The following is a 23022-nucleotide window of genomic DNA, read 5'->3' on the forward strand; positions in this document are numbered from 1 at the left end:
CCTGTTTTCCGATGTTCGATTATCCCCGCGCCGGGCCGATGGCCGCGGCGAGCTGGGCCTGATATTCTTCCATCCAGTCCGCATCGGCAGGCGCATTATAGGCGCCACCGCGCGCGCCGTTGACGATCTCGGGATCGTCTACGCCGGGGGGCACCGTGCCGGCATCCTGCAGCGCGCGGGCTGCCTTGATGATGCGCTTGCGGGTCTGCATGATCATCAGGTCGCTGGTGACGAGGTGCTCGTTGGAGCGGTCCACGATGTCGCCCATGCTCTCGGTGATATACTGGTCCTGCAGCGTGATGCCGGTCACGCCGGTGAAGCTCACCTCATTCTGCGCGGTGCGATCGACCTCGTAATCATTCTCGGCATTCTGGGCGAGCTTCCAGCGGCCGAACCAGTCGCTGCTATTGGGCAGGAAATTGTGGCGGAATTCCAGGCCCGCGATGGTGTTGCCATCCACCGTGGTGCGCAGTGGCTGGGTGCGTTTCACCCAGGCGAAGTTGAAGACCATGGTGTGGGTATCGTCCATCGGCACCCAGGCATTGGCGGTGACGTTGTCGGAGAAGGTGCCATCCGGGAACAGCGCCCAGAAAGGGAAGATATACTGGCAGATGCGCCAGTAGAGGCCCTCGCCATCGGCAGAGGGGCGATAGGCGCCCGCCATCGTGCCCCAGTCGGTATCCGTCACCTTGAAGTCAGGCGCGCGCTTGGTCACCGCGACGCTGTGCATGTTGGTCGCATCGACGTCCTCGTCGGCCACGCTGCCGACATGCAGAAAGCCGAAGTGGCTGGTGTCGATGTCACCTTCCAGCGCCTGCAGCCAGTTGCACTCGCGCTGGGTGAGCGTCACGCGCAGTTCGGCATCCGGCAGCATCGTGGCTTCGATGCAGGGGAGGGGCGGCGGCGTCTCGCGCTCGCCCATATACACCCAGACCACACCGGCGCGCTCGGCGGTGCGATACACCTTGGCATGGACGCGCGGCTGGAACTTGGCGGCGTCGGCTTCCGAGACGTTCGGCATGTCCAGGCACTTGCCATTCACGTCGAACTTCCAGCCATGGTACACGCAGCGAATGCCGCCCTTTTCGTTCCGCCCGAAGAAGAGCGAGGCGCAGCGGTGCGGGCAGCGATGGTCCATCACGCCGACCCGGCCCTCGCTATCGCGGAAAGCGAGCAGCTTCTCTCCGAGCAGCATCAGGCGCAGCGGCGCGCCGTCTGCGGCGATCTCCGATGAGGCGCAGGCCGGAATCCAATATTGGCGCATGACGGTGCCCATCGGCGTGCCGGGGCCAACGCGCGTCATCAGTTCATTATTCGCAACCGAAACCATGCAACCTTCCTTCTTTCAGATGTCCGCGAGCGCGTCTTGATTGTCCCAGGCCATCATCTTGCCGGGGTTGAGCAGGCCCTTGGGGTCGACTTCCCGCTTGAAGGCCAACTGGACGTGGTTGACCTGCTTCATGCCGCCTTCCTCGATGGTGTAGACATGCGGGTTGAACTGACGGCAGCCGCGCTGCTCATGATAGACCATGATCTCGTTCAGTCGCTCCTCTGTGGTGAAGCGCACCATCTGGATGGCCGAACAGCTTATGGCCGGGCCGCTGCGGGTAAATTCGAGGTGAAACATCACCTCCTCGCCGAAATGGCGCTGGAGTTCGTCGGCCAGTTCCACGCAATTCTGGGCCGGCAGCAGCGTTTGCAAATAGGTCAGCGTCGGGTCGACCTTGAGCGCCTGCAGCGTCGTATGATTCCAGCACAGCTCGTAGAGCGGCACGCGCTTGCCCGTGGCCGGCGCCGTGCGGCTGTCGTGCGCGATGCGTCCGCCATGAGCGGCGACGAGCGTCTCGAACCCCTCCCAGGACTGGCTGGCGACCATCACCAGCGCGCAGGCTTCATCGGCGCGGACATATTGCGCGATGGGGCGCAGATAGGTGTGGGCGATCGGCGGGGCCATCACCCCGCACTGCTTCTTCACCAGGCCCGGACTTTCGGCGAACGCCTTGCCGAAGCGGGCGGCGCTCAGCAGATCGTCGAACGTGACGACCGCATCGATCCACAATTGCGCATTGGCGAGCGGCAATTCCAACTCGGTGATGATACCGGTCACGCCATAGCTGTGGTTGAACTTGGCAATGTCGGCGCCGCGCAGCTCCAGCACGCGCGGCTCGGCTTCCAGCGTCACGAGCCGGGCGCCGAGAATATTGCCGGTCTCCCGCAGCATCCCCCAGTTGATCGAGCCAACGCCGCCCGATCCGCCGGCAATGAACCCGCCGACGGTCGCGACGGTGCGGGTGGAGGGGTGCAGCCGCATCTCATAGCCATGCTCGGCCAGTTCCTGATCGAGCGTGATGAGGCGCTTGCCGGCCTGCACGCGGCACACGCCATCCTTCACCCACAGGAGCTGGTCCATCGCGCGCATGTCGAGCAGGGCGCCGCCCCGGATCGGCATGGCCTGGCCGTAATTGCCGGTGCCGCCGCCGCGCACCGTCAACGGCACGTCATGGGCGTAGCAGGCCGCCGCGATTTCCAGAATGTCGGCTTCGGAATGCGCTTCGAGCAGTACGTCGCCGGTTACGTCGGCGAGCTGGCGCTTGAGGATGGGGCTGTACCAATAATAGTCCCGGCTCATCCGGCGCACCGCTGCGGCATCGGTGATGACCTTCGGCCCCTTCAGTGCGTCGATCAGACCATTCAAGTTCATAGGCTTCGATTCCGTTTCAATCCTGCGCGGCGCCGGGGCGGATCGCGATCATCCTTGCGCTCGGTCGAGCAGTAGTTATACATAAACTGCTTACTAAGAGAAGAGGGGAATCTGGGATTTGCGCGTGCGGGTCGTAGATTGGGTCGCCGAAATAGGGCAGAAACACAGCGGCGGGCGCGGTTGCGTCCGGCAGCGTTCCTGCGGTTTTGAGGAATAAAGGCAATGCTTGAATATTGGCAGGATATGACGACGCGCGACTTCCAGTCCGTGGATGCCGCGCGCGATATTGCCCTCATGCCGGTCGCTGCTATCGAGCAGCACGGGCCGCATCTGCCGGTCTCCGTCGATGCCGATATCAATGCGGGTGTCGTCGCGGCAGCAGCGCGTCACCTGGCGGACGGCGTGCGTGTCGTGGCGCTGCCGATGCTCGCCATCGGCAAGAGCAATGAGCATATGGCCTTCCCCGGCACGCTGACGGTGGGGACCGAGACGCTGCTGCGCTACTGGATCGATATCGCCGAGTCCGTCCTGCGCGCCGGTTTCCGCAAGATCGTCGTGCTGAACTCGCATGGCGGCCAGCCCCAGCTTGTCGAGATTCTGGTGCGGGAACTGCGGGTGCGCCACGGTGCTCTGGCCGTCTCCGCGAGCACCTATGGCTTTGGCGTGCCGGAGGGCCTGTTCAGCGAGGACGAGCTGCATCATGGCATTCATGCCGGCGCGGTAGAAAGCTCGATGATGCTCCACCTGCGTCCCGATCAGGTGAAGCGCGAGCTGATGGCTGATTTCCCCTCGACCGGCCCGGCGATTGCGCGCGATTATGATGAGCTTCGGCTCGAGGGCGCGGTGGGCATGGGCTGGATGACGCAGGACATCAATCCGGACGGGGCGATCGGCAATGCCAGCCTCGCCAATGCCGATCATGGCGCCCAATGCCTCGACCATGCCGGGCGCGGCCTCGCGCGCCTGCTCGCCGATGTCAGCCGCTACCCCTTGCCGGAGTCCCGCGCATGAATCCCGCCGTCTATCTCTCCCGCGCCACCGAGTTGCAGGCGTTCCGTATCGCACCGACCGACACCAATTATTTCGTCATCCTGCATGACAAGGCCGTGCCCGGCTTCGAGCATGTGTGCGTCGTCGAGATTTTCGAGCCCGGCGGCAAGACACCGCCGAACAGTCACAAGGCCGCCTTCGAGTTCTTCTATGTGCTGGAAGGGGAAGGGCGGGCGACCTGCGATGGAGCCAGCGTGTCGCTCAGCCGGGGCAGCGCCATGCTGCTGCCGCCCGGCGGCCTGCATGTCATCGAGAATACCGGGCCGGGCAAGCTTTACACGCTGACGGTGATGACGCCGGACGAGGGCTTTTCCGACCTGATCCGCTCCGGCGTGCCGGTCGATCTCGATGCCAGCGATATCGCTCTTCTCTCAGGAGACGCATGATGCCGGACCGGACAGCCTCCTATCATCGCCTCGGCAGCTCGCCGCGCCGCGCGTGGCAGGTGAATGCGCAGGAGGCCATTCTCGCGCAGGGCGACCAGCCGCGCCGCGTAGTCGCCTGCGAAGCCGCGCCGCAGAATCTGCAGATCGATCTGGCGCGCACGGCGATTGTCGTGGTGGATATGCAGAACGACTTCTGCCACCCCGATGGCTGGCTGGCCTCAATCGGCGTGGATATTTCCGCCGCGCGCGCGCCCATCGCGCCGTTGCAAGCACTGCTGCCGCGTCTGCGGGCTGAGGATGTGCCCGTCATCTGGCTCAACTGGGGCAATCGGCCGGACCGGATGAACCTCAGCCCCTCGATCCTCCATGTCTACAAGCCGGACGGCACCGGCACCGGCCTCGGCGATCCGCTGGCGAATGGCGCGCCAGTGCTGGAGGAAGGAAGCTGGGCGGCCGCCGTGGTCGACGAACTGCCGATCGCGCCGCAGGACGTGTGCGTTTCCAAATATCGCATGTCCGGCTTCTGGGACACGCCGCTGGACAGCATCCTGCGCAATCTGCGGGTGGATACGGTGCTGTTCGCGGGCGTGAACAGCGACCAGTGCGTGCTGGCGACACTGATCGATGCGAATTGCCTGGGCTATGATTGCGTGCTGCTCACCGATTGCGCGGCCACCACTTCGCCCGCCTTCTGCGCCGAGGCGACGCTTTACAACGTGAAGCAGTGCTTTGGCTTTACGACCGATTCGGCGGCGCTTGTCGCGGGCATGGATGCGGCGAGGGGGCAGGAGCGCGCGTGATGGAGATCAACAAGCCCGCCGTCCTCGCGGAGGTGACCGCGCTGGTGGATGCATACGAACGCGCGCTGGGAGACAATGACATCGCCATGCTGGATGGCATGTTCTGGCAGTCGCCCCGCGCGGTGCGCTATGGCGTTGGCGAATGCCTGTACGGGATCGAGGAAATCCTCGCCTTCCGCAAGGCGCGGGCGGGCGGCTCGCCGCCGCGCACGATCCGGCGGATGGAGATCACCACCTTCGGCGATGATTTCGCGACGGCCAATGTCGAGTTCCAGCGGATCGGCGGCGCGGTCATCGGACGCCAGAGCCAGAGCTGGGCGCGGCTGCCGGAGGGATGGCGCATCGTCTCCGCCCATGTCTCGCTGCAGGGTAGCGGCCACTGACGGCACGCCCCCGCGCGGGCTGACGTCAAAGGCCCGCCGCCTTGCCGTCGCTGCGCGGATCGCTCGCGCCTTCCAGCTGCCCATCGGCATGGCGGACGATGGCGCCGGCATGGCCCATCATCGCCGTCATCGGTGCGACCAGCTCCACCTCATGCCCCGCCGCGCGAAGCTGCGCATAAAGCGCCGGGTCGAAGCGGTCCTCCAGCTTGAGTGATGTGCTCTCTTCCCCCCATGTCCGGCCGAGCAGCCAGCGCGGTGCGGAGATCGCCTGCTGCAACGGCACGCCGAAGCGGGCATAGCGGCTGAACAGAGCGGCCTGCGTCTGTGGCTGGCCTTCGCCACCCATAGTGCCATAGGCCATCACCCGGCCGTCATCGAAATGCGCCAGCGCGGGATTCAAGGTGTGGAACGGCTTGCGGCCGGGCTTGAGGGCATTCCAGCCCTCGTCGGCGAGGCGGAAAGAGCAGCCGCGATTCTGCCATGTGATGCCGCTCTGCGGGAGCACCAGGCCCGAGCCGAACTCGAAATAGGTGCTCTGGATGCAGCTCACCACCTGCCCGCGCGCATCGGCAGCGGCGAACCAGCAGGTATCTCCCAGGGCCGAGGGACGGGGCCACGGCATGGCTCGCGCCGGATCGATCGCCTGCGCCATCCGGTCCAGGCCCGCCGCGTCATCGAGCAGCGCCTGCGGATCGATCTCCATGAAAGCCGGATCGCCGACATGCGCATCGCGGACCAGAAAGGCCTGCTTGGTCGCCTCGACCAGCCCGTGCAGATGCGCGAAACTTTCGGCCTGTTCCGCCGGCAACCGGTCGAACAGCGCGAGGATCAGCAGCGACGCGAGGCCCTGCGTCGGCGGGGCGGTATTGTAGAGCGTGGCGTCGCGCAGCCGCACGGTGAGTGGGGCAGGCGAGGTCGCGCGGTGGGCCGCCAGATCCTGAGCCGTCACCGGACTGCCGAGCTGGGTGAGATCATCGGCGATCCGCTCGGCGAGCGCGCCGCGATAGAAGCTGTCCAGCCCATCCTCGGCCAGCATTCTCAACGTTTCGGCGAGTTGCGGCTGGCGCAGCGTTTCGCCCTGGCGGAGCGGGCGGCCCTCCGGCTCGAAGATCGTGCGATAGGCGCCCGGTACGCATGTCAGTTCGTCCGATTTGCTCGCGGCCAGTTCGGCGCCGCCGGCGGTCACCGCCACGCCCTGTTCGGCACGGGCAATGGCGTCCGCGAGCAGGCGATGCAGGGGGAGGGGAGAGGCCAGCGAGGACCGCGCCAGATCCCATCCGGAGACCGTGCCCGCCACGGTATTGGCGGCGAGCGGCCCGCGCCAGGGAATGGCCGACAGGCCGGCATAGGCATCGCCAAGCGCCAGAGGACTGCGCCCGCAGGCGTCGATGGCCCAAACCCGGCCGTCTGGCTCGTGGATCAGCCAGAAACCATCCCCGCCGATTCCCGTCATGTGCGGATAGACCGCGGCGAGGCACGCGGCGGTGGCAATCGCCGCCTCGATGGCCGTGCCGCCATCCCGCAGGATGGACAGGCCGGCTTCGCTGGCCAGATGATGGGGCGCGGTGACCATTCCGTGGCTGCCGTGGGCACTGTCTTGCATGATCATGGTCCTTTCCGATCAGCGCATCCCGTCCGCTGCGGGTGCACTAGTATGCATCTTCTGCATAACTTTCAACTTCACGTCGTCCAGACCCATGTCTATGCTCCGGCTCGGTTGTGCCACCCAGCTTCCTTCTCCCGGAGAGATGCCATGCTCAAATCCCCTCTCGCGTTCCTCCTCGCCATGTCGGCGCTGGCCAGTCCGGCCATGGCCGCGACCGTGGATGCGCGAGCGACCGGTGCCATCGAGCAATCCATCAAGCAGAGCACGCCGGACCTGATCGCCCTCTATCGCGATCTGCACGCCAATCCCGAGCTGAGCCTGGCGGAAACCCGCACGGCCGCGCGGCTGGCGCAGGAAATGCGCAAGCTGGGGCTGGAGGTCACGGAGAAGGTTGGCGGGACCGGCGTCGTCGCCGTGCTGCGCAATGGCGAGGGGCCGGTGGTGCTGATCCGTGCGGACATGGATGCCCTGCCGATGAAGGAGCTGAGCCAGTCGCCCTTCGCGAGCACCCGTGAGGCGCCGTATCAAGGCAAGACCACGTTCGTCGCGCATAGCTGCGGCCATGATCTGCACATGGCCTGGTGGGTCGGCACGGCGAAAGCCATGCTCGCCATGCGGGACCAGTGGCGCGGGACGATGCTGTTCGTCGCGCAGCCGGGCGAGGAAAGCGGGCAGGGCGCGCGCAAGATGGTCGAGGACGGTCTGTTCACGCGCTTCCCCAAGCCCGATTACGGCTTTGCGGCCCATGTCGGCAATGATGCCGTCGGGCGGATCGTGGTCAAGCAGGGTGCCTTTACCAGCAATTCGGACACCATCCGGATCACTTTCAAGGGCAAGGGCGGTCACGGCTCGATGCCGAGCCGCACCATCGATCCCATCGTGATGGGCGCGCGCTTCGTCATGGATGTGCAAACCGTGGTCAGCCGGCAGAAGGATCCGTTTGAGTTCGGGGTCGTGACGGTCGGCTCGTTCCAGGCGGGCACGGCGGCCAATATCATCCCGGACACGGCATCGCTGGCCCTGACGCTGCGCTCCTTCTCGCCGGAGGTGCGCGAGCAGCTGGTCGAGGGCGTGAAGCGCACGGCACTCTCCGTCGCGACCATGTCGCAGGCGCCCGAACCGGTGATCGATCACAGCAGGGGCGCGGCATCAGTCATCAATGACGATGATCTCGCTGCAAAAACCGCAGCTGCCCTGCGCACGGCGGGGTGGGACGACATTGCGCTGATCGCGGCCAGTGCGCCGGGCGGTTCGGCCAGCGAGGACTATTCGGAACTGGTTTCAGCCAGCGGCATGCGCTCGGTCTATCTGGGTGTCGGCGGCTATCTGCCGTCAGTCATCGCCGATTATGCCAAGCGTGGCGAGCCGCTCCCGACAAACCACTCGCCCTACTTCCTGCCGGACGCCGAAAGCGCCATCCCAACGGCCATACGCAGCCTGTCGGTCGCGGCCCTCTCGGTGTTGGCCAATCCCAAATAAGCTTGGTGCGCGGATCAGACCCGCATCGGCATGAGCACGTAAAGCGCCGGCGCCTTCTCATTCTCGCGGATGAGCGTCGGCGCGGCGGCGTCGGCGAGGTGGACTTCCACCGAGTCGCCTTCGACCTGTCCGAGAATGTCGAGCAGATAGCGCGCGTTGAAGCCGATCTCGATGGGCGCGGCGCTGTAGTCGCCGGGCACTTCCTCGGCGGCGGTGCCGTTTTCCGGGCTGGTGACGGAGAGGGTGATCTTGTCCTTCTCCAGCGCCATCTTCACGGCACGGGTCTTCTCGGTGGCGATGGTCGCGACGCGGTCCACGCCTTCCTCGAAGCTGCGCGGATCGATCTTGAGCAGCTTGTCGTTGCCGGTCGGAATCACCCGGCTGTAATCCGGGAAGGTGCCGTCGATCAGCTTGCTGGTCAGCACCGCATTGCCAAGGTCGAAGCGGATCTTGGTGGGCGAGAGGTCGATGCGCACGCTGCCGTCCACTTCGTCGAGCAGCTTGCGCAGCTCGGCAATGCATTTGCGCGGAATGATGATGTCCGGCATGCCCTCGGCGCCATCGGGGCGCACGACCGTCACGCGGGCGAGGCGGTGGCCGTCGGTCGCAGCGGCCTTCAGCACCGGGGCGGGGTCTTCCGCGACGTGCAGGAAGATGCCGTTCAGATAATAGCGCGTCTCCTCGGTGGAGATCGCAAAGCGCGTCTTGTCGATGATCTGGATGAGCGAGGCGGCCGGCAGCTCGAAGCTGGTGGGCAGCGCGCCTTCCGCGATGATCGGAAAGTCGTCGCGCGGCAGCGTCTGCAGGTTGAAGCGCGCACGCCCGGCTTGCACGAGCATCTTGCCCTCGGCGGCTTCCAGGCGGACCTGGCTGCCCTCTGGCAGCTTGCGCGCGATGTCGAACAGCGTGTGGGCCGAGACCGTGGTGGCGCCCGGCGTTTCCACCTGCGCCTGCACATTCTCGACGATCTGCAGATCGAGGTCGGTGGCCATCAGCTTGATGGCGCCGTCGCCGGTCGCGTCGATCAGCACGTTCGAGAGAATCGGGATCGTGTTGCGCCGCTCCACGACCGACTGGACATGGCCGAGGCTCTTCAGGAGCGTCGCACGTTCGATGGTGGCCTTCATCCCTCTGGTGTCCGTTTCTTATCCGGTTGATGGAGTCGGAGCGAAGGAGTCCGCTCTTGGAGCCTCTTTCCTTATCGAAATTGCCGCATGGGGCAAGTCGCCCCGAGAAAAAAGCGCGTACCCACCCGGCGCCGTCTTGTGTTCGCGGGCGCGTTACGCTTTGTCCGGCGGCATGACGCTCACCCGCCCTGTCCGTGCGCTCGCTCTGCTGCTGATCGGCGCCGCGCTTGCCGCGGCCGGGAGCGCGCGGGCGCGGGATGTGCTCGGCGTGTTCGAGGGCTGGGGCGCGTTCCGGGATCCGAACGCTCGGCGCTGCTTTGCCATGGCCCAGCCGATGGCCGGGGGCTGGGAAGCATCGCCCTGGCGCCCGTTTGCCGCCATTGGCTACTGGCCTCGCGCCGGGCTGCGCGGGCAGGTGAATATTCGCCTCAGCCATCAACTTGCCAAGGATACGCACGCGGTTCTGTCCCTCGGCGGCAGGCAATTCGCGCTGGTTGGGTCCGAGGCGGATGTCTGGGCGGCGGACCCAGCAAGCGATGCGGCGATCATCGCCGCGATGCGCACCAACCGGACGATGAGCATCTCCGGCCGGGCGCGGGCCGGCGGCCGCTTTACCGATCGCTATGCCTTGGGCGGTGCCGCCACCGCCATCGATGCGGCGGCGCTGGGCTGCGCGCGGCGACGTTAAGCGCTGCTTTGCCGGTCCCGCCATGCGTTGACAGCGCTCTTGTTGCATTGCAGCATGCGGCGCATCGTCCGGGGAGACCATGCTTCATGTTCTATCGCCACGCCCTAGGGGCAGTCATTGGCTGCCTGATCGCCGCCCCACTGGCTGCGCAGCTGCCCGACCCATCGCCTGACCGGATCAATGCCTGGTGGGGCCATGTCGAGGAACTTGCCAGCGACGCCAATGAAGGGCGCGGAGCCGGCACGCCGGGCTATGATCGCGCGGCCGATTATGTCGTCGAGGCCTTTCGCAACCTCGGGGCGCGGGCGGCGGGAACGGACGGCTATTTCCAGCGTGTCGATCTGGTCGAGCAGCGCTTCGATCAGCCGGCGAGCACGGCGGTGCTCAAGCGCGCATCGGGCGATGTGGTTCTGGCGACCCCGCAGGATCTGTTCTTCCGTGGCAATACGCCCATGCCGGCCAGCATCGACGCGCCGCTCGTCTTTGCCGGCTATGGCCTCTCCATAGCCGAGGCCGGTCACGACGATTTCGCGGGGATCGACGTCAAGGGCAAGGTTGTGGTCGTACTCTCCGGCGGCCCGGCCGACATTTCGGGCGCGCTGAAGTCGGATGCGCGCTCGGCGCGCGCGAAGCTGCTCGCTGAGCGGGGTGCCTTGGGCATGATTGCGCTCACCACCCCCAAACAGGTCGAGATCCGGTGGGAGCGGCAGGTCGGCAATGCGAGCCTTTCCTCCATGTATCTGGCCGATCCGGCGCTGCGCGATGTCTCGGTGCCCTTCATGATGGCGACCCTCTCGCCGGAAAAGGCCGGCCTGCTGTTCGAGGGTACGGGGCAGAGCTTCGAGGCGCTGTCCGCCCTGTCGGACACATCCGCGCCGCTGCCCGTCTTCGATCTGCCGGCCCGTTTTGCCGCGACGATTAAGGCGACCCAAAAGCCGCTCAGCAGCAACAACATCATCGCGGTCCTGCCCGGATCGGACCCGGCACTGGCCTCGGAATATGTCGTCCTCTCGGCGCATCTGGATGGCTATGGCATCGGAACGCCGGTCAATGGCGATGCCATCTATAACGGGGCGTTCGATAATGCCGTCGGCGTCGCCAGCATGATCGAGGCGGCCAAGGCGCTGGCGGCGGCGCCCCAAAAGACCCGCCGCTCGATCCTGTTCGCCATCGTCACGGCAGAAGAGAAGGGCCTGCTTGGCTCGCGCTATTTCGCCAATCGTCCCACGGTGCCGACCGGCTCGATCGTGGCGAACATCAATCTGGACATGCCGCTGCCGATCTTTCCGCTGACCAGCATCACGCCCATCGGCTATGAGGAGAGCACCCTTGGTGCTCATGCGCAGGCGGTGAGCGAGGCGATGGGCCTGCCCATCGTCCCGGACCCCAAGCCGGATCGCAACGTGTTCATCCGGTCGGATCAATATAGCTTCATAAAGCAGGGCATCCCGGCGCTCTTCCCCAAATATGGTTTCAAGCTCGGGACGCCGGAAGAGGCGGTGGAGGCCGCGTGGCGCGCGAACATCTACCATTCTCCCCAGGATGATCTTCTGCAGCCGGTAATGAAGGCCGAGGGCGTCAAGCTGACCGACTATGTCATTGCGCTCACCCAGCGCGTCGCCAACGCGCCAGAGCGCCCGCGGTGGCTGGAGACCAGCTATTTCAAGCGCTTTGCGAACTAGTCAGCCCGCCGTCAATCTCGTTCGCGGCGGATGATCGCGTAGGTTTTCGGGGCGAGATGGAGATCCCATTGCTGGCCCTGCGCATCGCGCGCGTCATCGACCTCCCAGCGGTTGTCGTCGATGTCGAACTCGATCTCGTCCCAGCTTTTGAAGCCCGCGTCGTGTAGCACAGCCGTGATGGCCTTCGCCTCCTCCGGGGTCGGGGCACGGTCCGCGGCGAAAGCGGGCGTCGCGCAGGCGAGCGAGGTCAGGGCGGCGAGGGGGAGCGGGAACGTGAACTTCATGGATTAATCCTCCGATAGGCGCCGAAGGATTCCACGGCGAATGGCGTACGTGGAATGATGTGCCTCGGGCGCGGTGGGGCGTCCGACATCACGCTTGCCAGCAAGCGCCAGAGGGGCCCGGACGACCAGAGCGTAACGGCTCCTCGCTCGCCGGGTTCCCGTGACGACGGGAAATCCGGTTTCGTATGGGGATGGTCTGCCGGGATCGGGGTTGGTCAACGCCACTGGCGCAAGCTCCAACATGCGATTATATGCGCCCCATGCCCCACACTGCGACGCCCCTCATGCCGCTCCCCGGCCATGTCGATCCTGTGCCGGTCCCCCGCGCGATCACGCCGCGCGAGGACGGGCGGGTCGATCTCGTTGGTCTCTCCCGCGCCCAGATCAAGGCTGAGCTGAGTGCGGCCGGTCTCGATGAGAAACAGGCGAAGCTGCGCGCCAAGCAGCTCTTCCACTGGCTCTATCATCGCGGTGAGACCGACTTTGAACGCATGACCGATCTGGCCAAGCCGATGCGGGGCTGGATGGCCGAGCGCTTCATCGTCGGGCGGCCCAATGTGGTGGAAGCGCAGATCAGCTCGGATGGCACGCGCAAATGGCTGCTGCGCTCCGACGACGCGCAGGATTATGAAATGGTCTTCATCCCGGACGCGGACCGGGGGACGCTGTGCGTGTCCAGCCAGGTCGGCTGCACGCTCAATTGTCGCTTTTGCCACACCGGCACGATGCGTCTGGTGCGCAATCTGACGCCCGGCGAGATCGTCGGGCAGGTGATGCTCGCGCGCGATGCCCTTGGCGAGTGGCCAAAGGGCAGCATGGCCGGCTTCGGCGAGGTCGAAGAGGAAGAAGACGACGACGCGCCGCAGTACAGCCCGGACGGGCGCCTGCTCACCAACATCGTGATGATGGGCATGGGCGAGCCGCTCTATAATTTCGAGCATGTCCGCGATGCGCTCAAGGTGGTGATGGATGGCGACGGGCTGGCGCTTTCCAAGCGTCGCATCACGCTCTCCACCAGCGGCGTGGTGCCGATGATGGCGCGCGCGGGCGAGGAGATCGGAGTCAATCTGGCCGTCTCGCTCCACGCCGTCACCAAGGAGGTGCGCGACGAGATCGTGCCGCTCAACCGCAAGTTCGGCCTGGAAGAGCTGCTCCAGGCCTGTGCCGACTATCCCGGTGCCAATAATGCCCGTCGCATCACGTTCGAATATGTGATGCTCAAGGACAAGAATGACAGCGATGAAGATGCGCGCGAACTGGTCCGTCTGCTCCGCCACTATCGTCTGCCGGCCAAGGTGAACCTCATTCCCTTCAACCCGTGGCCCGGCGCGCCTTATGAATGCTCCGCCCCGGAGCGGATCAGGCGCTTCTCGGACATCGTGTTCGAGGCGGGTATTTCCGCGCCGGTGCGCACGCCGCGCGGTCGCGACATCATGGCCGCCTGCGGGCAGCTCAAGTCCGCCAGCGAGAAGAAGAGCCGTGCCGAGCTGGATCGGCTCGCGGCCGAGAAGCAGGCCGCGCTCGGCTGATCCGAGGGTTCAGCCGGGGCGCTTCATCAGGAACTGTGTGTCGGGCCGGATCTCATAATAGTCGGCCGGACCTCCGCCCCGCGCCACCGGCACGGCATCGGTGGTGCGATAGATGCCGTCATGCAGGCAGGCCGGATCGATGTGGATGTGGACCACTTCGCCAAAGACCATCACATTACCGCTTTGCGCGCCGGAAAGGCCACGCAGCGGCATGATGTCTGTCACCCGGCATTCGAACTGCACCGGACTGGCCGCCACGCGCGGTGCCGCGATTTCCACCGAGGCGAGCGGTTCGAGCCCAGCGAGCGCGAATTCGTCAATGTCCGGCGCGACCTCTGCGGATGTGGCGTTCATCGCCTCTGCCAGGGAGCGGCCCACCAGATTCCAGGTGAAGACGCCGGTCGCACGGGCATTGATCAGGCTGTCCTTCACGCCGCTGGATGAGAAGCCGATGATCGGCGGGCTGTAGGCGAAGAGATTAAAGAAGCTGTAGGGCGCGAGATTGGGCACACCGGTTGCGCTCACCGTCCCGATCCACCCGATCGGCCTTGGCGCGACGATGGCGTTCAGCGGATTGTGCGCCAGCCCATGACCATCGGCCGGGCGGTAGCTGTGGAAGCTGGGGGTGGTCATGATCGTCTCATCTCCGATGGGCCGAGGCAGCGGAATAGCAGATGGACCGGTCAGGGAAAGCGCCCGCTCTTCTTGAAAGGGGGTGACCGAACGATCCGCCGCGCTATAAACGCGCGCCATGAGAATATTGGGTCGCCTGCTCGGCAAGGTCATCAGTCAGGGCACATTGACCATCCGCTATGCGGATGGGTCGCAGGAAGTGTTGGGAACAGCCGTGAGGGGCTGGCCGGACGTCGCCATCCGCTTCACCGATGATGCCGCCGCACGCGCCATCCTCACCAATCCGGCGCTCGGCGCGGCCGAAGGGTTCATGGATGGCAAGCTCATCATCGAGCAGGGCAGCATCTGGAACCTGATCATGCTGGTGGGGGCCAATTCGCCGCTTGAAAGTGGCAAGACGCTCGATGAGCCGAGCCTGCTCGGCTGGATAGGCGAGCGGATCAAGCACTGGCGTGACAATTACAATAAGCGCGGTCGCTCCAGGGCCAATGTCGCGCATCACTACGACCTGTCGGACAAGCTCTATGCGCTGTTTCTCGACAAGGACCGGCAATATAGCTGCGCCTACTTTACCGACCCCGATGCGGTGAGCCTTGAGCAGGCGCAGATCGACAAGAAGGCGCATATCGCCGCCAAGCTCGACCTGAAGCCCGGGCAGCAGGTGCTGGACATCGGCTGCGGCTGGGGCGGCATGGCCCTGTATCTCAGTCGCGTGGCGGATGTGGACGTGCTCGGCGTCACCTTGTCCGAGGAGCAGCTCAAGGTCGCGCGGCGCAGGGCGCAGGAGGCGGGCGTCGCCGATCGCGTCCGCTTCGAGCTGATCGATTATCGCGATGTGAACGGCACGTTCGATCGCATCGTCTCGGTCGGCATGTTCGAGCATGTCGGCGTGCGCCATTATCGCGAGTTTTTCCGCACCTGCCACAATCTGCTGAAGCCGGACGGGGTGATGTTGCTGCACACGATCGGTCGCCTCAATGGCCCGTCGTCGACGGATGGGTTCATGCGCAAATATATCTTCCCCGGCGGTTACGCGCCGGCGCTGTCGGAGATCATGGAAGGCAGCGAGCCCAACCGCCTGCTGCTGACCGACATCGAAGTGCTGCGCATGCATTATTACTACACGCTCGAGCATTGGTATCAGCGCACGCTTGCGGCGAAGACAGAGATCGTCGCCCTGTATGACGAGCGCTTCTTCCGCATGTGGACTTTCTATCTGGCAGCAGCAGCGTCCGGCTTCCTCTATGGCAGCCAGACGATCTACCAGCTCCAGTTCGTCCGCAATCGCCACACCCTGCCGATCACGCGAGACTATATGGCGCAGGCCGAGGCGCGTTATCGCGCCAAGGGCTGATCCTTGATCGAAAATCTAGCTTTCAATAACGAAGTTTAATCGCTGTTTCAGGCGGCCGCTGTTCGATAATCTCCCCTCAATGAATTTTGATCGGGAAGGATATTGAAATGGACGCGAAAACAAGTGGTTCGCCGTTGGGTTGCCCGATGAAGACGTCCGCAGCCATGCGCTCGCTGCTGGGCCGCACCAACCGCGACTGGTGGCCCAACCAGCTCTCGCTCGAAATTCTCCAGCGAAACGGTCTCTCCACCGACCCGATGGGGGACGATTTCGACTATGCCGCAGCGTTCAAGACGCTGGATTATGAGGCCGTCAAACGCGACCTCCATGCGTTGATGACGGACAGCCAGCCCTGGTGGCCGGCGGATTACGGCCATTATGGCCCGTTCTTCATCCGCATGGCGTGGCACTCGGCGGGCACCTATCGCACCGGTGATGGACGCGGTGGCGCCAATAGCGGGCAGCAGCGCTTCGCCCCGCTCAACAGCTGGCCGGACAACGCCAATCTGGACAAGGCCCGCCGGCTGCTCTGGCCGATCAAGCAGAAATATGGCGCCAAGCTGAGCTGGGCGGACCTGATGATCCTCGCCGGAAATGTCGCGATCGAATCGATGGGCGGTCCGGTGTTTGGCTTCGGCGGCGGCCGCGCCGACGTGTTCGAGCCGGAGAAGGACATCTACTGGGGCACCGAGGAGCAGTGGGTGGGCCAGGAAGGCAATCTCACCCGCATTGACGAGGCCGAGGGCCGCGCGCTGGAGGATCCGCTCGCCGCGATCCAGATGGGCCTCATCTACGTCAATCCGGAAGGGCCGGGCGGCAATCCCGATCCGCTCCAGTCCGCACGTGACATTCGCGAGACGTTCAAGCGCATGGGCATGGACGATGAAGAGACAGCTGCCCTGACGGCCGGTGGCCACACCTTCGGCAAGGCGCATGGCGCGGGCGATGCCTCCAAGATCGGCGCCGAGCCGGAAGGCGCAGACATCGCGCAGCAGGGCCTTGGCTGGCAGTCGAGCCATGAGAGCGGCATCGGCGATCATACGATCACCAGCGGCATCGAAGGCGCGTGGACGCCGACGCCGATCAGTTGGGACATGAGCTATTTCGACATGTTGCTCGACCATGAGTATGAGCTGGTGCGCAGCCCTGCCGGCGCGAAGCAATGGCAGCCGGTCGGCAATCCGCCCGAGACGCTGGCGCCGGCCGCGCACAACCCTGCCAAGCATGTGCCGACGATGATGACCACGGCGGACATGGCGTTCAAGATGGACCCCGCCTATCGGGTGATCATGGAGAAATTTCGCGCGAATCCGGACTATTTCGCGGATTGCTTCGCACGGGCCTGGTTCAAGCTGTGCCACCGCGACATGGGACCGAAGGCGCGCTATCTGGGCCCGGAGGTGCCGACCGAAGACCTGATCTGGCAGGATCCGATCCCCAAGGCCGACCATGCGCCGATCGACGCCGCCGATGTGGCAGCGCTCAAGGAGAAGATCGCGGCATCAGGCCTGTCCGTGGCCGAGCTTGTCACCACCGCCTGGGCCTCGGCCTCGACCTATCGCGGCTCGGACCATCGCGGCGGCGCCAATGGCGCGCGCATCCGCCTTGCGCCGCAGAAGGACTGGGAAGTCAATCAGCCCGCGCAACTGGCCCGCGTCCTGAATGTCTATGAGGGCATCAAGGCGGACTTCGATGCGGCGGCGTCGGGCGGGAAGAAGGTGAGCATTGCCGATCTGATCGTGCTGGGCGGCAGCGTCGGCATCGAGCAGGCCGCCAAGGCAGCCGGGCGCGCAGTGACCGTGCCGTTCATCCCCGGTCGCACCGATGCCGTGCAGGACTGGACCGATGCCGAGAGCTTCGCCGTGCTGGAGCCCAAGGCAGACGGCTTCCGCAATTATCTCCAGGTGCGCTTCAGCGTGCCGACCGAGGAGCTGATGATCGACCGCGCCCAGCTACTGCGCCTGAGCGCGCCGGAGATGACGGTGCTGGTCGGCGGGCTGCGCGTGCTCGGTGCCAATCACAATGGCCGCAAGGAAGGCGTGCTGACGGATCGTCCCGGCCAGCTGACCAACGACTTCTTCGTCAACCTGCTCGACATGGGCACGGCGTGGAAGGAAGTCGATGATCGCGGCGACGAGGTGTTCGTCGGCACCTGCCGCAAGACGGACATGGAGAAATGGACCGCGACCCGCACCGATCTGGTGTTCGGATCGAACTCCCAATTGCGGGCGCTGTCGGAGGTCTATGCGTCGTCCGACGCTGCCGACAAGTTCGTGGCCGACTTCATCGCGGCCTGGGTGAAGGTGATGAACGCCGACCGGTTCGATCTCTCGGCATAATCCCTCTTCCATGACGGATGCTTCGCCGCCCGGCTCCAGACATGGGGCCGGGCGGTTTTGACTCAGGCGAGCGCAAAGCAGCCGCGGTCTTGCCGGATGCTGGGGAATTTCGGGAGGCGATAGCTGCCCCGGCAGGAGGGGGGTGCCGGGGCAGCAGGTGCCCGCGCGGCCGTGGGGAACCGGCGAGCAATGGACGCAGGCTGCAGGCTGCGTTCCGATGCTGACAATAATGCCACCCGGTCAAGAACGAAAATCGATTAAAGTCGTCTCAATGATCGATCTTACCGATGATGGGCGGCCCGCGTGCAGCGGATTGGCGCGCCCGGCGTCCCTCACAGGTTGCGCGTTTTGAGCGACGCTGATAGGCGACCGGCCTGATCCTCGACCTCCAGTTCGAAAGACCCCTGTCGCCATGTCCGACACCATCAAGCGCGTTGTTCTCGCCTATTCCGGTGGCCTCGATACCAGCGTCATCCTCAAGTGGCTGCAAATCCATTATGGCTGCGAGGTTGTGACCTTCACGGCCGATCTGGGGCAGGGTGAGGAGCTGGAGCCGGCCCGGCAGAAGGCGCTGAATGCCGGCGTGAAGCCCGAGCACATCTTCATCGACGATCTGCGCGAGGAATTCGTGCGGGATTATGTCTTCCCGATGATGCGCGCTAACGCCATGTATGAGGGGCTGTATCTGCTTGGCACCTCCATCGCGCGGCCGCTCATCGCCAAGCGCCAGATCGAGATCGGCAAGATGGTCGGGGCCGATGCCGTGTCCCACGGCGCGACCGGCAAGGGGAATGACCAGGTGCGGTTCGAGCTGGGCTATTATGCGCTCCAGCCGGATATCAAGGTCATCGCCCCCTGGCGCGAATGGGATCTGACCTCGCGCACCAAGCTCATCGAGTGGGCCGAGCAGCACCAGATCATGGTGCCCAAGGACAAGCGCGGCGAAGCGCCCTTCTCCACCGACGCCAACATGCTGCACACCTCCTCGGAGGGCAAAGTGCTGGAAGATCCGTGGGAGGAGGTGCCGGACTATGTCTATTCGCGCACCGTCAATCCCGAGGATGCGCCGGACACGCCGGAATATATCACCGTCGATTTCGAAAAGGGTGACGGCACGGCCCTCAATGGCCAGGCGATGAGCCCCGCGACGCTGCTCGAGGCGCTCAACGAACTGGGCCGCAAGCACGGCATTGGCCGGCTCGATCTGGTCGAGAACCGCTTCGTCGGCATGAAGTCACGCGGCATGTACGAGACGCCGGGCGGCACGATCTATGCGCTGGCACACCGCGGCATCGAGCAGTTGACGCTGGATCGCGGCGCTGCCCACCTCAAGGACGAACTGGCGCCGCGCTATGCGGAGCTGGTCTACAACGGCTTCTGGTTCTCACCCGAGCGCGAGATGCTGCAGGCAGCAATCGACCACAGCCAGCTGAAGGTCGCGGGCACGGTCCGCCTCAAGCTCTATAAGGGCAGCTGCATCGTCGTGGGCCGCAAGTCGCCCAATTCGCTCTACAGCGAGAAGGTCGTGACGTTCGAGGATGATGCGGGCGCCTATGATCAGCGGGATGCGGCTGGCTTCATCAAGCTCAACGCCCTGCGTCTGCGCTTGCTCGGGCGCCGCGATATTTAAGGAATGTGGGCCGGCCGCGTCCGGCCCCACTTTTTTGCGCGCAAAAGCGCGTTCAGGCCGGCGTCAGCTCTGGGCCGAGCCCCAGAACAGAACGACCGCCATCACAATCACCGCAAGCACGAGCGAGATGCTCAGCACATAACGGACGATGTGCGGCGTCTGGCCGGCACGGGCGTCTTCGGTGGTCTTGTGAACCTCATCTTCCATCTGAGAACTCCTTTCAATTGAGCCAACGCGCGATGTTGGAGGGTCGTTCCTGAGCATCGGTCGCCTCGGAGTTCCCAAAAGGGCAATGCGCTGGCGCTGAGCCCCTCAAAATGCGTCGCTGCGCACCCACACGCTCACGCTTCCGCCATTCACCCGCGCGGTCAGCCGTCCCTCGTCGTCCGACCAGATTTCTTCCTCGCAATGCCCGAGATAATCGCGGAAGCCCGCGCCGGCATGGTCCGGGCCGAGATCGAAGACCTTGGTGGCATCGCCCGCATTGGTGAGCAGCACGACGCAGCCCGGCGCATCCCCGGTGCCGTGGCGGATGAAGCCGATGGCATGGGGGTCGTCGAACAGGTCGGTCTGCGGGCCATGCGCGAAACGCTGCCGCGCTTCGATCAGCTTCTCGAGGCCGTCAATCGGCGGCATCTCGACCTCATGAGTCTCGCCATCGCCGCCCGTATCCTTGTACCGCGCGCCATAGAGATCGGGATAGAACACGCACGGCACCCCGGCGTCGCGCAGCAGGATCAGCGCATAAGCCAGCGGGCGGAACCAGGTCTCGACGGGTGCTTCCATGGCCTGCAGCGCCTGGGTGTCGTGGTTCGCGACGATCGTCACAGCTCGGTCCGGGGACACCGCCACCAGCGAACCGTCGAAGATCGTCCGCATGTCAAATGCGTCGCCCGCGCACGAGGCCTCGTGAAAGCGGTGATGCAGGGCGACGTCGAACAGAGCGAGCTGATGATCGACGCGGTCGAGATAGGTCTGCAGGGCGGTCATGTCCGGGTGCCAATATTCGGCGACCACGAACAGGTCGTCCGCCACGCTCTCCCGCATATGTCCCACCCAGTCACGGAAGAACCAGGCCGGGATATGCTTGGCGGCATCGAGCCGGAAGCCATCGACCGGAAGCTGCTCGGCCAGCCAGCGGCCCCAATATTTCAGCTCCTCGTAGACGGCGTTGTTGCGGAACTCGATGTCCGATCCCATCAGATAATCGAAGTTGCCGAGTTCCTCGTCCACCTCGGCGTTCCACTCGCCATCCCCATAGTCGTTGACGAGCTTGAACACGCCATTCTCATTGGGCTCGTCGAGATGGTCCACGCCGCTGAAGCAGCGGGCATCCCAGATGAACTTGGAATGGGCGCCATTGCGCCCCGGGAAGGTGAAGCGCGTATAGGCGCGCGCCTCGAAAGCCTCGTCCTCGATCTCGGTGCGGTTATCCGCATTGACCCGGCGCACGCGCACCTGTTCGGTCTGGTCTCCGCCCATCTTGTGATTGAAGACGACGTCGTGGATCACCCGCAATCCGGCATCGCGCAGGGCGGCGCAGGCCCGTTCGAGCGCGGCGCGATCGCCATACTTCGTGGCTACCGTGCCCTTCTGATCGAACTCGCCGAGGTCAAACAGGTCATAGGCATCGTATCCAACCGAATAGCCGCCCGCCGCCCCCTTGCCGGCCGGTGGCAGCCAGACATCGGTGATGCCGATGCCCGCCAGGCTCGCGCTCTTGTCAGCCACCTCATCCCAATGCCGCCCTCCATCCTGCGTGTACCAATGGAAGAACTGGATCAGGGTGCGTGGCGGCATAAAAGTCCGATCTTTGGCTAACGAGCCCAGGATCGGCTCCACGCCGTAACGAAGGTTGGCGGCGGACGTTCCAGCCGGCGTAAAACCGGGCGCTATGGGGCTAACGCGAACAGCAGCCCGGAGGCACGAAAACCTAACCTCGCGCTCGCTCCGCCGCATCACTGGCGAGACGGTCGGCGCGCTCATTCTCCGGGTGGCCGGAGTGGCCCTTTACCCATTGCCAGTCGATCCGGTGGGGCGCGACGGCGGCGAGCAGTTCCTGCCAGAGGTCGGCATTCTTGACCGGTTTCTTGTCGGCGGTGCGCCAGCCATTGCGCTGCCAGCCGTGAATCCAGCGGGTGATGCCGTCCTTCACATAGTTGCTGTCCGTGGACAGGATCACATGGCACGGCCCCTTGAGGGCGTTGAGGCCGGCGATTGCGGCCATCAGCTCCATCCGGTTGTTGGTGGTGTGCGCTTCCCCGCCGGAAAGCTCCTTCTCATGGCCGTTGAAGCGCAGCACCACGCCCCAGCCGCCCGGTCCGGGATTGCCCTTGCAGGCGCCGTCGGTGAACAGCTGAACGGTTTTCACGAGGCCGAGCCGAACAGCGCCGCTGCGTCCGTTTCGGCATAAAAGTCGAGGCGCCGCAGATAGGCCAGCGGATCCTTGCGCGTCACCAGCGCATTGGCGGGCGTGTTGATCCAGTCATAGGCGCGGGTCAGCAGGAAGCGCAGCGCAGCGCCGCGTGCGAGGACAGGCAGCGCGGCATATTCCTCCGCGGTCAGCCCATGCGTCGCGCGATATCCCGCGATCAGCGCCAAAGCCACGGCGCTGTCGAAGTCCCGCCCGTCGGGCCCGAAGCACCAGGCGCCATGCATGATGGCGAGATCATAGGCGCGGATGTCCGTGCAGCTGAAGTAGAAGTCGATCAGTCCGCCGACCTCATCGCCGCGCATCAGCACATTGTCCGGAAACAGATCGGCATGGATGACGCCACGCGCGAGATCCGCCGGCCAATGCGCCTCGAGATAGGCGAGTTCGGTCCGTACGCGTTGTTCCAGGCCCGGCTGGATGGTATCCAGCGCGCCGCCGCAGTCATTGGCGAGGCGGTGCCATCCTTCCGGGCCGAGCGTGTTGGGGCGCTCGCCGGAGAAATCCTCGGCGGCGCGGTGAAACTGCCCCAGCGCCGCGCCGGCAGACCGGGCCTGCGGCGGGGTCGGGTGGGTCACCGAGACGCCGTTCAGAAACTCGATGAGGGCGGCGGGCCGCTCGCACAGCGTCTGCAGTGCCTTGCCCTCGCGATCGTGGATGAAGCGCGGCACCGGGCAGCCACGCGCGCCGACATGGTCGAGCAGATCCATGAAAAAGGGCAGGTCCGCCACATCCACGCGCTTTTCGTAGAGCGTCAGGATGAAGCGGGCGCCTTTGCCGTCCGCGCCGGTCGTGTCGACCAGATAATTGCTGTTCTCGACGCCCTCGGCGATGCCCTTGGCGGCGAGCAGGGTGCCGACATCGTAGCGTTCGAGGAAGAGTGCCAGCGTCTCGGCCGGCACCTGCGTGTAGACAGCCAT

21 protein-coding genes are annotated in these 23022 nt (G+C 65.0%); 11 read left to right on the forward strand and 10 right to left on the reverse strand.

Features of this window, described 5'->3' with window-relative positions; all coding sequences use genetic code 11:
• Nucleotides 1-19: 19 nt before the first annotated feature.
• Nucleotides 20-1330 (reverse strand): Rieske 2Fe-2S domain-containing protein, encoded by a 1311-nt coding sequence (locus M2341_RS04420; protein WP_264584367.1) that lies wholly within the window; start codon nucleotides 1328-1330, stop codon nucleotides 20-22.
• Between the two features lie 15 nt (nucleotides 1331-1345).
• Nucleotides 1346-2701, reverse strand: coding sequence for an FAD-binding oxidoreductase (locus M2341_RS04425; RefSeq protein ID WP_264584368.1), 1356 nt, complete (start codon nucleotides 2699-2701; stop codon nucleotides 1346-1348).
• 222 nt (nucleotides 2702-2923) lie between these two features.
• Between M2341_RS04425 and M2341_RS04430 the strand changes: the two genes are divergently transcribed.
• The 4 genes from M2341_RS04430 to hpxZ are packed head-to-tail and all read left to right on the forward strand — an operon-like array spanning nucleotide 2924 to nucleotide 5320.
• Nucleotides 2924-3712: a creatininase family protein gene (locus tag M2341_RS04430; protein ID WP_264584369.1), complete on the forward strand. Its 789-nt coding sequence runs from the start codon at nucleotides 2924-2926 to the stop codon at nucleotides 3710-3712.
• Complete coding sequence (locus M2341_RS04435) at nucleotides 3709-4137, forward strand: cupin domain-containing protein (protein WP_264574559.1); 429 nt, start codon at nucleotides 3709-3711, stop codon at nucleotides 4135-4137. Before M2341_RS04430 ends, M2341_RS04435 begins: the two co-directional genes overlap by 4 nt.
• Nucleotides 4137-4937, forward strand: coding sequence for a cysteine hydrolase family protein (locus tag M2341_RS04440; RefSeq protein ID WP_264584370.1), 801 nt, complete (start codon nucleotides 4137-4139; stop codon nucleotides 4935-4937). The genes M2341_RS04435 and M2341_RS04440 overlap by 1 nt, the downstream gene beginning before the upstream one ends.
• Nucleotides 4937-5320: an oxalurate catabolism protein HpxZ gene (gene hpxZ, locus M2341_RS04445; protein ID WP_264584371.1), complete on the forward strand. Its 384-nt coding sequence runs from the start codon at nucleotides 4937-4939 to the stop codon at nucleotides 5318-5320. The genes M2341_RS04440 and hpxZ overlap by 1 nt, the downstream gene beginning before the upstream one ends.
• 25 nt (nucleotides 5321-5345) lie before the next feature.
• Here hpxZ and M2341_RS04450 read toward each other — a convergent pair whose 3' ends face one another.
• Complete coding sequence (locus tag M2341_RS04450; protein WP_264584372.1) at nucleotides 5346-6923, reverse strand: gamma-glutamyltransferase family protein; 1578 nt, start codon at nucleotides 6921-6923, stop codon at nucleotides 5346-5348.
• A gap of 150 nt (nucleotides 6924-7073) precedes the next feature.
• Between M2341_RS04450 and M2341_RS04455 the strand changes: the two genes are divergently transcribed.
• Entirely contained in the window at nucleotides 7074-8405 is a 1332-nt protein-coding gene (locus tag M2341_RS04455) for an amidohydrolase (protein WP_264584373.1), read from the forward strand.
• Between the two features lie 14 nt (nucleotides 8406-8419).
• Here M2341_RS04455 and dnaN read toward each other — a convergent pair whose 3' ends face one another.
• Nucleotides 8420-9532: a DNA polymerase III subunit beta gene (gene dnaN, locus M2341_RS04460; RefSeq protein ID WP_181558834.1), complete on the reverse strand. Its 1113-nt coding sequence runs from the start codon at nucleotides 9530-9532 to the stop codon at nucleotides 8420-8422.
• Nucleotides 9533-9704: 172 nt separating this feature from the next.
• Between dnaN and M2341_RS04465 the strand changes: the two genes are divergently transcribed.
• Complete coding sequence (locus tag M2341_RS04465) at nucleotides 9705-10220, forward strand: hypothetical protein (protein WP_264584374.1); 516 nt, start codon at nucleotides 9705-9707, stop codon at nucleotides 10218-10220.
• An 86-nt stretch (nucleotides 10221-10306) separates the two neighbouring features.
• On the forward strand, nucleotides 10307-11902 hold the full coding sequence (locus M2341_RS04470; protein WP_264584375.1) for a M28 family metallopeptidase: 1596 nt from the start codon (nucleotides 10307-10309) through the stop codon (nucleotides 11900-11902).
• Nucleotides 11903-11913: 11 nt separating this feature from the next.
• Here the strand turns inward: M2341_RS04470 and M2341_RS04475 are convergent, their stop codons facing one another.
• A complete protein-coding gene (locus tag M2341_RS04475; RefSeq protein WP_264584376.1) occupies nucleotides 11914-12186 on the reverse strand; it encodes a PepSY domain-containing protein in 273 nt (90 codons plus the stop codon).
• 260 nt (nucleotides 12187-12446) lie between these two features.
• Between M2341_RS04475 and rlmN the strand changes: the two genes are divergently transcribed.
• Nucleotides 12447-13715 (forward strand): 23S rRNA (adenine(2503)-C(2))-methyltransferase RlmN, encoded by a 1269-nt coding sequence (gene rlmN, locus M2341_RS04480; RefSeq protein WP_264584377.1) that lies wholly within the window; start codon nucleotides 12447-12449, stop codon nucleotides 13713-13715.
• A gap of 9 nt (nucleotides 13716-13724) precedes the next feature.
• On the opposite strand, the gene M2341_RS04485 is transcribed toward rlmN, so the two are convergent.
• A complete protein-coding gene (locus M2341_RS04485; RefSeq protein WP_264584378.1) occupies nucleotides 13725-14348 on the reverse strand; it encodes a flavin reductase family protein in 624 nt (207 codons plus the stop codon).
• A gap of 118 nt (nucleotides 14349-14466) precedes the next feature.
• On the opposite strand from M2341_RS04485, the gene M2341_RS04490 reads away from it, so the two are divergent.
• The 3 genes from M2341_RS04490 to M2341_RS04500 all read left to right on the forward strand — a co-directional run bounded on the left by M2341_RS04490 (nucleotide 14467) and on the right by M2341_RS04500 (nucleotide 19671).
• A complete protein-coding gene (locus M2341_RS04490) occupies nucleotides 14467-15702 on the forward strand; it encodes an SAM-dependent methyltransferase (RefSeq protein WP_264584379.1) in 1236 nt (411 codons plus the stop codon).
• A 107-nt stretch (nucleotides 15703-15809) separates the two neighbouring features.
• Entirely contained in the window at nucleotides 15810-18041 is a 2232-nt protein-coding gene (gene katG, locus M2341_RS04495; protein ID WP_264584380.1) for a catalase/peroxidase HPI, read from the forward strand.
• A 412-nt stretch (nucleotides 18042-18453) separates the two neighbouring features.
• Complete coding sequence (locus tag M2341_RS04500; RefSeq protein WP_264584381.1) at nucleotides 18454-19671, forward strand: argininosuccinate synthase; 1218 nt, start codon at nucleotides 18454-18456, stop codon at nucleotides 19669-19671.
• A 63-nt stretch (nucleotides 19672-19734) separates the two neighbouring features.
• On the opposite strand, the gene M2341_RS04505 is transcribed toward M2341_RS04500, so the two are convergent.
• The 4 genes from M2341_RS04505 to thrB all read right to left on the reverse strand — a co-directional run bounded on the left by M2341_RS04505 (nucleotide 19735) and on the right by thrB (nucleotide 23022).
• Nucleotides 19735-19878: a hypothetical protein gene (locus M2341_RS04505; RefSeq protein ID WP_181558843.1), complete on the reverse strand. Its 144-nt coding sequence runs from the start codon at nucleotides 19876-19878 to the stop codon at nucleotides 19735-19737.
• 105 nt (nucleotides 19879-19983) lie between these two features.
• The gene (amyA, locus tag M2341_RS04510; RefSeq protein WP_264584382.1) at nucleotides 19984-21471 is read right to left on the reverse strand and encodes an alpha-amylase; all 1488 of its coding nucleotides are present in this window, start codon (nucleotides 21469-21471) and stop codon (nucleotides 19984-19986) included.
• A gap of 133 nt (nucleotides 21472-21604) precedes the next feature.
• A complete protein-coding gene (gene rnhA / locus M2341_RS04515; RefSeq protein ID WP_181558845.1) occupies nucleotides 21605-22042 on the reverse strand; it encodes a ribonuclease HI in 438 nt (145 codons plus the stop codon).
• The gene (thrB, locus tag M2341_RS04520; protein WP_264584383.1) at nucleotides 22039-23022 is read right to left on the reverse strand and encodes a homoserine kinase; all 984 of its coding nucleotides are present in this window, start codon (nucleotides 23020-23022) and stop codon (nucleotides 22039-22041) included. The genes rnhA and thrB overlap by 4 nt, the downstream gene beginning before the upstream one ends.

Source organism: Sphingobium sp. B7D2B, from assembly GCF_025961895.1.
Classification (GTDB): Bacteria; Pseudomonadota; Alphaproteobacteria; order Sphingomonadales; family Sphingomonadaceae; genus Sphingobium.